The 13,853-nt window shown below is 66.2% G+C and carries 14 protein-coding genes; 7 read left to right on the top strand and 7 right to left on the bottom strand.

The genetic code is table 11. The features are described from left to right. Nucleotide 1 precedes the first annotated feature (1 nt). Entirely contained in the window at nt 2-775 is a 774-nt protein-coding gene (locus tag U5A65_RS09865; protein WP_321909716.1) for a TIGR00730 family Rossman fold protein, read from the top strand. Between the two features lie 89 nt (nt 776-864). Here the strand turns inward: U5A65_RS09865 and U5A65_RS09860 are convergent, their stop codons facing one another. Next, entirely contained in the window at nt 865-1,791 is a 927-nt protein-coding gene (locus U5A65_RS09860; RefSeq protein WP_321909718.1) for a transcriptional regulator GcvA, read from the bottom strand. A gap of 100 nt (nt 1,792-1,891) precedes the next feature. Here U5A65_RS09860 and U5A65_RS09855 point away from each other — a divergent pair, with 100 nt between their 5' ends. Both U5A65_RS09855 and U5A65_RS09850 read left to right on the top strand, forming a co-directional pair. After that, nucleotides 1,892-2,503, top strand: a complete 612-nt coding sequence (locus tag U5A65_RS09855) for a chromate transporter (RefSeq protein WP_321909721.1) — start codon at nt 1,892-1,894, stop codon at nt 2,501-2,503. After that, on the top strand, nt 2,500-3,027 hold the full coding sequence (locus tag U5A65_RS09850; protein WP_321909723.1) for a chromate transporter: 528 nt from the start codon (nt 2,500-2,502) through the stop codon (nt 3,025-3,027). Before U5A65_RS09855 ends, U5A65_RS09850 begins: the two co-directional genes overlap by 4 nt. 30 nt (nt 3,028-3,057) lie before the next feature. Here U5A65_RS09850 and U5A65_RS09845 read toward each other — a convergent pair whose 3' ends face one another. Both U5A65_RS09845 and U5A65_RS09840 read right to left on the bottom strand, forming a co-directional pair. Then, complete coding sequence (locus U5A65_RS09845) at nt 3,058-4,272, bottom strand: MFS transporter (protein WP_321946138.1); 1,215 nt, start codon at nt 4,270-4,272, stop codon at nt 3,058-3,060. An 83-nt stretch (nt 4,273-4,355) separates the two neighbouring features. Next, nucleotides 4,356-5,879 (bottom strand): AMP nucleosidase, encoded by a 1,524-nt coding sequence (locus U5A65_RS09840; RefSeq protein WP_321909727.1) that lies wholly within the window; start codon nt 5,877-5,879, stop codon nt 4,356-4,358. A gap of 215 nt (nt 5,880-6,094) precedes the next feature. Between U5A65_RS09840 and U5A65_RS09835 the strand changes: the two genes are divergently transcribed. The 3 genes from U5A65_RS09835 to U5A65_RS09825 all read left to right on the top strand — a co-directional run bounded on the left by U5A65_RS09835 (nt 6,095) and on the right by U5A65_RS09825 (nt 8,472). After that, entirely contained in the window at nt 6,095-6,502 is a 408-nt protein-coding gene (locus U5A65_RS09835) for a hypothetical protein (protein ID WP_321909728.1), read from the top strand. Nucleotides 6,503-6,670: 168 nt separating this feature from the next. Further along, on the top strand, nt 6,671-7,678 hold the full coding sequence (locus U5A65_RS09830; protein ID WP_321909729.1) for a homoserine kinase: 1,008 nt from the start codon (nt 6,671-6,673) through the stop codon (nt 7,676-7,678). Continuing rightward, nucleotides 7,669-8,472 (top strand): BPSS1780 family membrane protein, encoded by an 804-nt coding sequence (locus tag U5A65_RS09825; RefSeq protein WP_321946137.1) that lies wholly within the window; start codon nt 7,669-7,671, stop codon nt 8,470-8,472. Before U5A65_RS09830 ends, U5A65_RS09825 begins: the two co-directional genes overlap by 10 nt. 109 nt (nt 8,473-8,581) lie before the next feature. On the opposite strand, the gene U5A65_RS09820 is transcribed toward U5A65_RS09825, so the two are convergent. Beyond that, entirely contained in the window at nt 8,582-8,761 is a 180-nt protein-coding gene (locus tag U5A65_RS09820; RefSeq protein WP_321909732.1) for a DUF3563 family protein, read from the bottom strand. 101 nt (nt 8,762-8,862) lie between these two features. Further along, nucleotides 8,863-10,044: a PHB depolymerase family esterase gene (locus U5A65_RS09815; protein WP_321909733.1), complete on the bottom strand. Its 1,182-nt coding sequence runs from the start codon at nt 10,042-10,044 to the stop codon at nt 8,863-8,865. A gap of 287 nt (nt 10,045-10,331) precedes the next feature. On the opposite strand from U5A65_RS09815, the gene U5A65_RS09810 reads away from it, so the two are divergent. Next, nucleotides 10,332-11,033 (top strand): phosphatase PAP2 family protein, encoded by a 702-nt coding sequence (locus U5A65_RS09810; protein WP_321946135.1) that lies wholly within the window; start codon nt 10,332-10,334, stop codon nt 11,031-11,033. A 47-nt stretch (nt 11,034-11,080) separates the two neighbouring features. On the opposite strand, the gene U5A65_RS09805 is transcribed toward U5A65_RS09810, so the two are convergent. Further along, nucleotides 11,081-12,004 carry a TOBE domain-containing protein gene (locus U5A65_RS09805; RefSeq protein ID WP_415764712.1) on the bottom strand — a complete coding sequence of 308 codons (924 nt, stop codon included), beginning with the start codon at nt 12,002-12,004 and terminating at the stop codon, nt 11,081-11,083. 86 nt (nt 12,005-12,090) lie between these two features. Next, nucleotides 12,091-13,746: a CHAD domain-containing protein gene (locus U5A65_RS09800; protein WP_321946131.1), complete on the bottom strand. Its 1,656-nt coding sequence runs from the start codon at nt 13,744-13,746 to the stop codon at nt 12,091-12,093. Nucleotides 13,747-13,853: the final 107 nt, after the last annotated feature.

The raw sequence follows: 13,853 nt of genomic DNA, 5'->3' as shown, positions 1-13,853 counted from the left end.
TATGGACAAGAGAAAAGTGATTCCGAGTCTGCGTTCACTCGCAGATCAAGAGCGCGCGACGGCCAAGAAGGCGCGCGCATCGTGGCAGATGTTCACGATTATGGCAGAGTTTATTGAGGCGACCGAGTACCTGTCCGAGATCCGGCCAGCGGTCAGCATCTATGGCTCCGCCCGCCTGAAACCGGAGTCGGAGTACTACCAGCTCGCCAGCACGATCGCGCGAAAAGTCTCGGACGCGGGCTTCGCCGTGATCTCCGGTGGCGGCCCCGGCATCATGGAAGCCGCGAACCAGGGCGCGCATGCGGGCAAGTCGCCTTCGGTGGGCCTGAACATCGAGTTGCCGCACGAGCAGTCGGGCAACCAGTGGCAGGACATTTCGCTGCGTTTTCGCCATTTCTTCACGCGCAAGGTCACGTTCGTGAAGAACTCGGACGCCGTGATCGTCATGCCCGGCGGCTTCGGCACGCTCGACGAACTGGCCGAGGTGCTCACGCTCATCCAGACGAAAAAGTCGCGTCACGTGCCCATCATTCTGGTGGGCAGCACGTTCTGGAAGGGCCTGCTCGACTGGTTCCGCTCGGCGCTCGTGCCGATGGGCCTCATCAATCCCGAAGACATGGACTTGATGCAGGTGATCGACGACCCCGACCAGGTGCTCGAAGCCGTTCTCAAGTTCTACGAAGATGCGGACACCGCCGAAGATGCCGGCAAGGAACACCCAGCGCGCCGCGACCGTGACCGCGACTCCGACGAAGACCGGATGTTCTACCTCTGATGCGGCGCTTCAAGCGCAGCGTGCGGATGGCTTGCGGTTAATGTTTCCGTAGGCCTGCGCACCGCTCGCGCTTGAGCGCCTCACACTCCTCATGCTTTCTCCGCGCTTGCGGGCACGCCGGATGCACCGAGCGGCGCCCGCGCGCTCGCCTGCTCCTCCAGCCAGCGGCAAAACTGCGAGACGAGCGGCGCTTGCGCCACCTCGCGGCGCGCCACCCACCAGTAACCGCGCGCGTCGAGATGCGGTCCTGCCAGCGGGGTGACGAGACGCCCTGAAGCGAGTTCGTCGTCGAGCAGCGGCAGTGGGCCGAGCGCCACGCCAAGACCATCCACGGCAGCCTGCAAGGCCAGGTAGAAGTGGTCGAACGACTGCTTCTTCCGGCATTTGGCCTTTACCCCCGCGGCCGCAAGCCACGTACGCCACGCATCGGGACGCGTGTCCGAATGCAGCAGCACATGGCGCGCCAGATCGCCCGCCTGGTGAATCGGCGCGCGTTTGAGCAGCGCCGGGCTGCACACCGGCAGCTCCATCTCATCAAGGAAATGACCGGCCTCGCAGTCGGGCCAGTGGGCCGGACCGCGCCGCACGGCCACGTCGAAGCCTTCGAGCGTCTCGACCGGCGCGTTCGAGGTGGACAGGCGCAACTCGACGTTCGGCGCGAGACGCTGAAACTGCGAGAGCCGCGGCAGCAGCCATTTCATCGCGAAGGTAGGTAGCGCATTCACGCGCAGCACGTGCACCACGCCCGTGTCGCGCAACTGGTTGGTTGCGCGCGCGATGTCGTCGAATGCCGATTGCACAGCGGCCAGGTAGCGCCGCCCGTCCTCGGTCAGCGCGACCCGCTTGCCGTGACGATGAAACACCTGCACGCCGACCCACGCCTCGAGCGCGGCCACCTGCCGGCTGATGGCACCGTGAGTCACATTGAGCTCGCCCGCCGCGGCGGAGAAGCTGTTGTGCCGCGCTGCGGCTTCGAACGCGCGCAGCGCGGGAAAGGGAGGAAGGGAGCGTGCCATCCTTGTGAGTGTAGATCACAAGAGCGCGCCATAGAAATCGTTTTGCCGCGCGCGCGATTGGGCTTAATCTCCGAACTTGCCTCAGAGGTCCCTTCCATTCATGAAACAACCCATCTCATCGCCCGCCGCTACCGCTGCCGCGACCGGCACGGACGACGGCCTGCACACGCCCACGGTGCGCGATCTGTTCTACGGCTTCCTCGGTCTTGGCTTCACATCGTTTGGCGGCGCCCTGCCATTGGCGCGCCGCACCATCGTCGAGCAGCGCCGCTGGCTCAGCGCCAGCGAGTTCACCGACCTGCTCGGGCTCTGCCAGTTTTTGCCGGGCGGCAACGTCATCAACCTGTCGGTTGCGCTCGGCATGCGATTTCAGGGCTGGCGCGGTGCGCTCGCGGGCATTCTCGGCCTGATCGCGGGTCCGTCGCTCGTCGTGATCGGGCTCGGCGTGCTCTACGAGCGCACGCAAAACGACCCGCACGTGCGGCACTTGTTCGTGGGGCTCGCCGCGGCGGCCGCCGGGCTGCTCGTCTCGATGGCGCTGAAGATCGTGCTGCCGCTGCGGCGCGACCCCGCCGCGGCCGTCGTCGCCGCGCTCGGCTTCGTGGCCATTGCCGTGCTGCGCACGCCCCTTTTGCCCACCATGCTCGTGCTGACGCCAGTCGGCATCGCGCTCGCGGCCCGCGCGGCGCGCAAGGAAGGAGGCTCGCGATGACCGCCACACTCGTTGCGCTCGCTGCAATCTTCAGCCAGCTCTCGCTGCTCGCATTCGGCGGCGGCAACACGATCCTGCCCGAGATGCAGCGTCAGGTCGTCGAGGTGCACCACTGGATGCCCGCAAGCGAGTTCAGCGCGCTCTTCGCGCTTGCCCAGGCCGCCCCGGGGCCGAACATGATGGTCGTGACGCTGGTGGGCTGGCACGTGGCCGGCTGGGCGGGCATGCTGGTCACGTCGATTGCGAAGTTCGGACCGTCGTCGCTCGTCACGATCGCCGCACTGCATGCGTGGGACCGCTTCAAGGACCGCCCGTGGCGTCGCATCGCGCAAAAAGGGCTCGTGCCGGTAACGGCGGGCCTCGTGGCCGCGAGCGCGGTGCTGATTGCGAAGGCTTCAGATCCTTCGTGGATCGCGTGGGCGATTACCGGCGTGTGCGCCGTGCTCGCGTTTCGCACGAAGATTCACCCGCTGTGGCTGCTTGGCGCGGGGAGTCTGATCGGGTTGTTGGGGTTTGGGCAGTGAAGTGACGGCGGGGGTTGGGGATGGTGCGATTCAGGCTTCCTCGATATTCACCATCCACGCCGCACGCCTGCCGCCGATCGCCACCCGCGCGACCAGTGCGATTCCGATCAATGCCATGCACAGGGTCAGCGCGAGAATGACGGCCTCCGTTCCCAGGCGCGACGCGCAGAGCCCAACCAGCAGCCCGGCAAGCGGCTGGGTCAGATTGTTAAGTAGTGCGATCAGACCCACGGTCTTGCCGAAGTCCTCCGCGGGAATCAGCCGTTGCCGCACCCCACGCATGAATACGCTGAACATCTTGTCAAAGCCGATGACCGCGACAAAGCCTGCGACATAGACAAAAGGCAGCGATTTCCACCCCGTCAACAAACCGCCTAGCACGATCAGCAGATAGGAGACCGCGCCCGATACGCGCGCGGGCAGCTTCACATGAGCGACGAACATCAGCACGACGACCGTTGCGATCGAGCCGGCCACCTGCAGCCACGCATAGGCTGAAGCCGTCTGACCATACACCCCCGTGAACATGGCCGCCGATGTCGCGAGCGTCACGCCAATGACGAGATTCACCCCAGCCGCAAGCAGGATCATTTCCAGCAAGCCGGGTATCGCGACGATGTGCACGAGCGCAATGCGATACGGGACGAGCCAGTTCCGGCGAGGATGCGCTTGATCGAACACCGGCACCTGCTGCCCCGCAGCCCAAAGTGAAAACGCGATATCGGACACGAGGAAAATCGCGGCTGTGGCCAACACCACGTACTCCCAGCCCGAAACGCCCAGTAAGCCCGCTGCTGCGAGCGGTCCCAGGACGGTCCCCAACTGATCCGCGATCTGCGTGTACGAGAGACTTTTACGGTAGGCGTCGCCATGAAAGATGCGCGGCAACATGGCTTCGCGCGCCATGAAGCCTTGCGTCGTGAGCACGCCCGCGCCCGCCGAAATGACGATGAGCCACACGAGGCTGCCGTGTATCGCGAAAGCAAGCACGCCGCCAACGCAGACGATCGAGCGCCAATGCTGACTCCAGCGAATCAGCTTGAGCGTCGAAACACGGTCGCAAAGCGCACCGCAGACCGGAAAGGCCGCATAGCGCGGCAACGCTTCGCAGAAGAATGCGATGCCCGACCATGCAGCGCTCCCCGACAGCTTGAATACGACAAGCGGCACGGTGAATAGCAGGATCTGATCCGCGAGTCGCGTGAGCAGCAGTGAGAGGTAGAGGAGTCTAAGGTGCCCGCGCACGCCTGCGTTCCTGTCAGGTAAGCGAGAACGACAAGACAAACCGGCGGCGAGCCTGTGGCCAGCCGCCGTCGTTCAAGACGCGCCTACTGAAACGCCACCTCCGCAAAACTGCGCAATTTCCGGCTATGCAGCTTGTGCAAGCCGTTCGTGCGCAGAATCTCCATCGCCTTCACGCCGATCTGCAAATGCTGATCGACCTGCGCGCGATAGAACGAATCGGCCATGCCCGGCAGCTTGAGCTCGCCGTGCAACGGCTTGTCGGAAACGCATAGCAAGGTGCCGTACGGCACGCGAAAGCGGAATCCGTTCGCGGCGATGGTCGCGCTTTCCATGTCGAGTGCGATCGCGCGGCTCTGCGAAAGGCGCAGCACCGGCTCGCGATGATCGCGCAGCTCCCAGTTGCGGTTGTCCACGCTCGCCACCGTCCCCGTGCGCATCACGCGCTTGAGTTCCACGCCGTCGAGCTTCGTGACGTCCGCGACCGCCCGCTCGAGCGCGAGCTGCACTTCCGCGAGCGCCGGAATGGGCACCCACAGCGGCAAATCGGCGTCGAGCACGTGATCCTCACGCACATAGCCGTGCGCGAGCACGTAGTCGCCCAGGCGCTGCGTATTGCGCAGGCCCGCGCAGTGGCCAAGCATGATCCACGCATGCGGGCGCAGCACGGCAATGTGATCGGTGATCGTCTTCGCGTTCGACGGGCCCACGCCGATGTTGATCATCGTGATGCCGCTGCCGTCTGCGCGCTTGAGGTGGTAGGCCGGCATTTGCGGCAAGCGCGCCGGCGCCGTGCCCTCGTCGTCCTGCTCGCCCAGGTTCGCGTTGTAGGTGACGACGTCGCCGGGCTCGACGAACGAGGTGTATTCGCTGCGGTAGTTGCGCAGGTCGGCGTCGTCGGTATGCGCCATCATTGCGCGGCCGAGCTTCACGAACTCGTCGATATAGAACTGATAGTTCGTGTAGAGCACGTAGTTCTGCACGTGCGTGGGCGACGTCGCCGTGTAGTGCTTGAGCCGGTGCAGCGAGAAGTCCACGCGCGGCGCGGTGAAAAGCGCAAGCGGATGCGGCTCGCCCGGCTCCGGCTCGTAAGTACCATTCACGATGCGGTCGTCGAGCTGCGCGAGATCGGGCACATCGAACACGTCGCGCATGGCGAAGAGGCGTTCGCGGTCGAGATCGCCTTCGAGGTGGATGCCTTCGGCGAACGCGAAGTGCACGGGAATCGGCTGATCCGATACGCCCACTTCGATAGCCACGTGATGGTTCTTCGCGAGCAGGCGCAACTGCTCGCGATAGTAATTGCCGAACAGGTCGGGCCGCGTGACGGTGGTCTCGAACACGCCTGGGCCGGCCACGAAACCGTACGAGCGGCGTGAGTCGATATGTGTGTTGACGTTGGTGCGGATGCGCACGAACGGGTAGCACGCGCGCACGCGACGGTCGAACGCCTCGCCGCGGCGATAGCGCGCAAACGCGTCGCGCAGGAAAGACGTATTCGCTTCGTAAATGCTCGAGAGGCGCGCCACGGCGTCGGCGGCGTCGTCGAAAGATTCGTCCGGGAAGTCGTGCGCCGGCGTCATGAGGGGCCGCAGGTAGTCGTTCTTCATCTTCGTTCGCCTCTCCGTTTGATGGGTCCACATTACCACGGAAGCCACGAATTTCTGGCGACGAACCTCGCCGCGTCCAGGGCTTTTGCAACACCGGCCACGCGCGGGCTGCGGGCGCGGCGCACCGCCCGCCGGGCGCGGGCCGCAGCGCCTGCGCGACATGGGGCGAAGCGCCCGGATTTGCTAGAATTGGGGCATCCCATCGGAGAATGACCATGAAGTCGCACCTTCTTGCCGCCGTCGCGGTGACACTCGCTTTCAGCAGGGTCGCCATGGCCGCGCCGGCCGACGACGCAAAGACCGCCGTCGAGGCACAATCCGCGCAGTCCGAGAATGAACGCGCGGGCCTGCCCGACCTGGCCGCGATCAACAACCAGCCGGCCGCACGCGTCACCTCGAAGGTCAACATCAACGACGTGCCGCGCGTGCCCAGCTATCACGAAGTGAGCCGGAACGGCACCGAAATCACCGAATACCGCGACAAGGGCAAGCCCGTCGAGATCAACGTGCATTCGAACTTCGGCACGCGCTACACGATGAGCGCGAACCCCGACACCTCGCCGCAAGTGCGCAACAACGGCCAGGCCAGCACGCGGCTGCCGTCGATCAACCTGCATTACTGAGCCATCCGGGCGCGCGTATGCCTTGGCATGCCCGCGCCACCGCCATGTGCGCCGCCCCGTGAGCCGGGCCGCCGCCATCGCACCTGAGCCGGACACGCTCGCAAATCCCTCGGGCAGCACGACGCAGCGTTCGCCGACCCGCCAATACCACTCAACCGACCTTCTTGCATGGCCGTCTTCACCGCTGTCACCGACCAAGAGCTTGCCCAATGGCTGCGCGACTACGATCTCGGCGATGTCGTCGAATTTCGCGGCATCCAGTCCGGCATTGAAAACAGCAACTTCTTCCTGACGACGACGCGCGGCGAATACGTCCTGACGATCTTCGAAAAGCTGACGGCCGAACAACTGCCGTTCTACCTCGACCTGATGCGGCACCTCGCCTCGCATCGCGTGCCGGTACCCGACCCCGTGCCGCGCAAGGACGGCGCGCTTTTCGGCCTGCTGCACGGCAAGCCCGCGGCCATCGTCTCGAAGCTCGAAGGCAAGCCCGAACTCGCGCCCGGCGTGGAGCACTGCGCGGAAGTGGGCCAGATGCTCGCGCGCATGCATCTGGCGGGCCGCGACTACCGCGGCGACCAGCCGAACCTGCGCAGCCTGTCGTGGTGGGAAGAAACGGTGCCGACGGTGCTGCCGTACCTCACCGACGCCCAGCGCACGCTCCTCACGAGCGAACTCGACCACCAGCGCGCGTTCTTCGCCTCGGCCGACTATGCGGCGCTGCCGGGCGGTCCGTGCCATTGCGACCTGTTCCGCGACAATGCGATGTTCGCGCACTCGCATCCGGCGCCGGGTCACGAAGTTCGGTTGGGCGGCTTTTTCGACTTCTATTTCGCCGGCTGCGACAAGTGGCTGTTCGACGTCGCTGTGACCGTGAACGACTGGTGTGTCGACCTCGCCACCGGCAAGCTCGACACGGCGCGCGCCGACGCGCTTTTGCGCGCCTACCAGACCGTGCGCCCATTCACGCCCGAAGAAGCCCGGCACTGGATGGACATGCTGCGCGCAGGTGCGTACCGCTTCTGGGTCTCGCGCCTGTATGATTTCCACCTGCCCCGCTCGGCCGAACTGCTCAAGCCGCACGATCCCGGCCACTTCGAGCGCATCCTTCGCGAGCGCCTCGCTGGCAGCGAGGCCGGCTCCCATCACGCCTTGCCCCATCGCCCATGCAACTAATTGAAGTCCCCGCGAAGACGGGCTACGTCTGGTTCCGCCAGGGTATCTGGCTGTTCCGCCGCAATCCGCTCGCGTTTCTCACGCTGTTTTTCGCCTATTTGCTGGCGATGACGCTGATTTCCGCCATTCCCGTGATCGGCGGCGTGCTGCCGCTCCTGTTCGTGCCCGGCGTGGCCGTCGGCTTCATGGCGGCGTGCCGTGACACGATCGCGGGCAAGCCGGTGTTCCCGACCATCCTGATCGACGGCTTTCGTTCGTACGGCAGCAACGTGGCGAAGCAGCTTCTGGTGCTCGGGGCGATATACGTGGTGGCGATGTTGCTGGTACTGGCCGCGTCTGCGTTCGTGGACGGCGGCGCGCTATTGCACCTGATGACGATCGGCGGCGACCTCGACGCCGAAGCGCTCGCCAACAGCGACGTGCCGCTTGCGGTGCTCGCCTCGCTGCTCTGCTACGTGCCGGTGTCGATGCTGTTCTGGTTCGCGCCCGTGCTCACGGCATGGCACGACGTGCCGCCCGTGAAGGCCATGTTCTTCAGCATCGTGAGCTGCTGGCGCAACAAGGGCGCATTCATGGTGTACGGCGCGCTGTGGTTCGCGGTCTCGACCGTCGTATCGATCGGCTTGTCGACGCTGCTGCGCGCGCTCGGCGCGGGCGACTTCACGGTGGCGATCCTGATGCCCGCGCTCATCATCGTGACGACGATGCTCTATTGCTCGTTCTACGCGACCTATCGCGGCTGCTACGGCGTGCAGGAAAAGCAACCCGCCGAAATGCCGGATTCGGGCCGCTGAACGGCGCGGCGATCCAGTACTCGTCACGCACGCTTGAACGCAAAAACGGCGCCCTGGGCGCCGTTCTCATTTTGCCCCTTCGTTATATAGACGGGCACAGCATTCCTGCTTAGCCGTAGTGATTCATCCACGACGGGTGACGCGTGGTCTTCTCGCGATCCATCTTGCGCATGCGAAATTCGAGATCGTAGATGTCGACGGACTCCGCGAGATACGCTTCCTCGCGCTGCTGGCGGCGAGCTTCGGCGGTTTCGGAGAGGAACAGGAAAAGTCGGCTGAGCAGGTACATGATTTGGCCCTTCTTTGACGGGCACGTGCCCGCGAATCGAATGAAGCCATTATAGGGTAAACCCTGTTAAGGGTAAACACCTAAGTTGCCCGCAAACGCGTTTAACCTGCGTCCTGCGTCAATTCGTCGTCATAGGCCTCGTCGATCGCCTCGCGCCGATGAGCCTCGAAAAAGTCCCAGATCAGCGTGCTCGCGTCCGGTCCCGTCGACGAATGGAACGGCACGGTGTCGTCGCCGCCGCTCCAGGCGTGGTCGAGGTCCGCCACGCGGCACAGCCGCACGACGCTTGCGCCGTCGAGTTCGTAGTCCTGCTCGCGATAGCCGTCCTTGAACGTCTCGTGCGACACGACGCCCTGACGCACGCCGCGCGAATCCGCAAGACCGTTCAGGCGCAGCAGTTGCACCGCGAGCTGTTCCGCGTTCACGGGCGCGACGACCGCATCGGCGTCGCCCTGCACGACGATCGCCGGCATGCCCGGGTGGATGCGGGCGCCCAATTGAGTGTCGACGAGCGCCACCGGATCGTGGTGCACGCCGCGCCGCATCACGTCGAGCGCGGTCACGCCGGAGCGTGCCTCACCGAAAGCGGGGCCGGAATGCAGCGCGATGGCTGCAAAGCGGCTGGGCGAGCGCACCGCGAGCAGCATGGCGAGCCCTGCGCCCGCCGACAAGCCCGCCAGATAGACGCGCGAGCGGTCGAATCCATGCTCCTCGACGAGCGTATCGACCAGAGAAACAACGGCCGCTGCCTCGCCGCCGCCCGCCGCGTCGCGCGAGTCGTACCAATGCCAGCATTGGTGCGGGTGCGCGCGCTCGGACTGCTCGGGATAGACCACCGCGAACCCATGGCGGTCGGCGAGCAGATTCATGCGCGTGCCTTCCGCGAAAGAGTCCATCGACTGCTTGCAGCCATGCAACATCACGACGAGCGGCATGCCCTTCGTCTTGTGTCCCGGCGGCAGATAGAGCCCGTAAGGCAGCGAGCGCCCGGCATGCAGGGCGTTCGCCGGTACAAGGTGCTCGGCGCGCTGCCATTCGCCTGCGGCCCAGGCGGCCGCTCGCGGGCCCACGCGCGACTCGCGCACCGGCGCGCCGCTGCGCGCCTGCGCCGGCGTAACCTGCTTCGCCGCCTGATCGGCTGCGGCCTGAGCGGCGCGCCAGATTGCCTGCGGCTGGGGCATGTCGATCCCCGCGCCCTTCAGGGCGTCGCGGGTAGCCCGGGTCTGGATGGCGAGCAGACGTCGCATGCCACCTGCCCATAGCTTCGTCAGATTTTTCGTCATCTATGGCCTCGTAAAAGGGTCTGACACATCGTGGCGTTTTGCCGCGATCCGTCGTTGTGCAACGCACAATAACACCATTTGGACGCGGCTGCAGATCGGATCAGTTCGATTCCGTCCTTGCGTCCGTTCGACGGGGCACGCCTGCGTTTATGCGACGCAGCTATACTGGATACTTGTCTCGCGCGCGTGTCAGCCAGCCTGGCGGCTCGCGCGTTGAGTCGCTATCAGGTAGCGACTCACCACCTGCAATCCCTGGATCTTGTTCAGAAAGCCGGCAGTACGGACTCATGCCAGATTTACCGATTCACCTTTGGTACTCGATTACCAACCTCGGCGGCGCAGGCCTCACCCTGCCGCTCGCGTTGGCTATCGCGCTGTGGCTCGTGGTCGGCTACTCGTGGCGCATGGCGGCGAGCTGGGTGTTCCTGATCGGCGTGGCAATCGGCCTCGTGACGCTCACCAAGATCGCATTTCTGGGCTGGGGCGTAGGGGTAAGAGAACTGGACTTCACGGGTATCAGCGGCCACGCCATGCTTTCCGCCGCCGTCTATCCCGTCGCGTTTTTCCTGGTGCTGCAAGGCACGCCATCCTTCGTGCGCGCCGCAGGGGTGACCGTTGGGCTCGCGGTGGGGCTCGCGGTAGCGCTCTCGCGCGTGGTGCTCGACGCCCATTCGCCTTCCGAGGCTGTCACGGGCTGTGTGGTCGGGGCGCTTACCGCGCTGGTGTTCGTGCGGTACTGGTGGCGAGCGCAGGCTCAGCGAATTTCGGCGGCGGTCGTCGCGCTGAGCCTCGCGGCGCTCACTGTCGCATTGCACAACGTGCACGTGCCCACGCACCGCTGGGTCACGAACATCGCGCTGACGGTTTCGGGCCACGACCGGCCCTATGTGCGCGCCAAATGGAAGGCCAACCGCGTCAACCGGGCCCCCGTCGCGCCCATCTCTCAAACCCGCAACGGTCTCACGCCGCCCCCGCAACGCCGCGCCTGATCCCGCCTCGCTGACCGCACCACCCCGGTTAGCCGCTGCCCAGACGCTCAGCCGGCCACGCCCAGCAGCACACTCGAAGCCTTGAACACGGCCGTCGCCGCTTGACCCGCGGCGAGTCCGAGCGCGTCCACGCTCGCGTCGGTCACGATTGCAGCGATGACGGTGCCGCCCGGCATGGCAAGCGTCACTTCGGCGTTCACGGCGCCGCGCCGCACGACTTCGATCGTCCCGCTCAACCGGTTGCGCGCAGAGAGCCGCGCCGCATCCGCCGCACTCGCGACCAGCACGACCGAAGTCGCCTTCACGAGCGCCACCACGGGCGCACCTTCCACAAGCCCCAGGGCCTCGGCGCTTTCTCGCGTGACCGTCGCGACGAGCGCTTCGCCGCCGGGCAGCGCGATCGACACCTCGTCGTTCACTACGCCCCTCACGATTGCCGAAACGGTGCCAAAAAGCTGATTGCGCGCGCTCGTGCGCATCGCGAAGCGCCCGAGTACGGCCAGATCGCGCGCGAAACCGCCAGCCGGTGCATCGTCGCCTTCGTTCGAAACGGCCCCGAGCGCTTGCGCCGCATGCTCGATAAAGCGCTGGTGCTCGCGCTCGATGGCGCGAAACGTCTCGACGAGCCGCAACGCCCGCGGCGTGAGCGTCGTTCCGCCGCCGCCCTTGCCGCCCGTCGCGCGCACCACGAGCGCCTCGCCCGCGAGATTGTTCATGACGTCGACGGCGTCCCAGGCGCCCTTGTAGCTCATGCCGACCGCTTTCGCCGCGCCTGTGATCGAGCCGGTCGCGTGGATCGCTTCGAGCAGCGCGATGCGCGCCCCACCGCCGAGCATCTGCTGGCCGGACTGAAACCAGACCGAGCCGCCCAGACCCAGTTCCGGCGCCTCGGAGGATCGGGATGTGTCTGTGGAACCGGCATCTGCGTGGCCGGCGCCGGTGGATGGGGAGTGCGAGTCAGTGGGATTCATCATGCGTAATACAAGCAAAAACAAGACAAACAAGCGACGGTTCGGCGTGGCTCGCCGAAATCCGCCAGCGATTATAGAGACGCGCCTCAGGCGCCGCGCGGCACCTTCGGCTCGCCCAGTTCGCGCAACAGGCGCTCACCTTCCTTTGCGGTATAGCGCTTGACGGCCTCGCACCAGCCACGAGCGAACCCAAGCTGATACGGCTCGGCATCCATGCGCTCGAGATAGCGCAGGGCCACTGCCGCGTCGTTGCCGTCGCCGAGCACGGTCTGCAGCCGCGCGAGCGAGCGCGCCACCTCCACGCGCGTGCGGCGCGACGTGAGCGTGGCGAAGAATTCGATCGTGTAACGCAAATATTTCGCGTTGATGCGCGCGCGATGGCGGCTCGCCTCGTCGATGGCGGTGAGCTTTTGCGTGCTCGCGAGCCGCTCGTAGTAGCGCCGCACGCGCTTCTTCGCGTGGCGGTGCAGCGAGCGCCCACCGGCGCCGGCGTCGCTCGCGCGCCGCGCGAGCGTGTCGAGCCACCGGAGCCACGCCAGCGCCACCCGCGCGTAGCGCGGCGAAGCCAGCCCCTCGCGCAGCCGCGCCCGCGCGGCGAGCCGTTGCGCGTTTGCCTCGTCGCGAATCGCGTTCCAGCGCCCCGGCTCGACGTCGGCGGCGGCGAGCGCCGGCAGCGTCGATTCGACGAAGACGTCGCGGTCGCGCGCATCGCCGAGCAGGCCGCCCAGCCATTTGAGCTCCGGCTCGATGCGCGTTTCCCAGGCCTCGTCGCACCAGTGCGAGAAGATGCGCATGGCGGTACGCAACCGCCGCTGCGACACGCGCATCTGATGGATGAACTCGCCGTTCGTGCTGTCGCGCACGCCCGCGTCATTGCCGAACCACTGCGCGCTGATGTTGCGCCCGATTGCCACGAGCGCGGCTTCAGCGGTGGCCGCGGCGCCGAGATTCACGGCTTCGGCTTTGATGGCAGCGGCGTCGCCGGTCACGCTGCCCGAGGCGGCGCGCTCGAGCGCGTCGGTCAAGCGCACGAACGCGGGCAACGCCTCGATCAGGTCGCCGGCGCAGGCAAAAAGCGCGTCGACGACAGGCCGCTCGTCTTCGCCATCGGGCCAGGGCGCACTCACGCGTAACTCGTGCAGGCTGGGCAAGCCGGGCGCAGGCGATGCATCCGCGCCTTGCGTGCCCCCGGCCAGCGCGGTTTGCGGCAGAGCCGCCGGCTCGTGCAAATCTTCGTCGAACGTGAGCAGCACCTCGATGCCATCGCGCGGCCACTGCCAGCAACTGCGCGCGGCCACGAGCGTGGCCGCCGCAGAGAGATCGTCCGCGCTGCCCAGCGCCTCGCGAAACGGCTCGGGCGCGGCGTCGAAGAGCGCATGCGCGATCCCGTTCGCATCGAGCGCCGCCTCGAAGATCGGTGCGACCGCGGTGACACCGGGCGTATGAACGCGCCGCTTCGACACGACGACGCACTGTGTCTCGCCGCGCGATTCGACAGCGACGCGCCAGCCAAGCCCCGCAAGGACGCCGCCGCGGTCGAAGACGACCGTCGTCACGCGTTCGCGCGCATCGGACAGCGGCACGAGCGACGGCACGGCGGCGCACAGAGCGACGCTCCACTCCGAAGGCGTCGGGCTGGCGTGCGGCCTGGACGCCGCGCCCGTGGCGGCGGCGTTTGAGCTTCTTCTATCCGGCGCTGCCGGGATCACGACATCCAGCACGATTTCCAGAACGCGATCCATGAACGCTCCAGGATGCTGTGGGTGGGCGCGAAGGCTTAGAACAGTGCAAGGGGATGGAGAGCCAGGAACAGCGACGACGCGATCGATGGTACACGCGAGCGCGCCTC

This window comes from Paraburkholderia sp. J10-1 (assembly GCF_905220165.1).
GTDB lineage: Bacteria > Pseudomonadota > Gammaproteobacteria > Burkholderiales > Burkholderiaceae > Paraburkholderia.
Note: the sequence above shows the minus strand (reverse complement) of the source record. Positions and strands in the feature narration are given on the sequence as shown.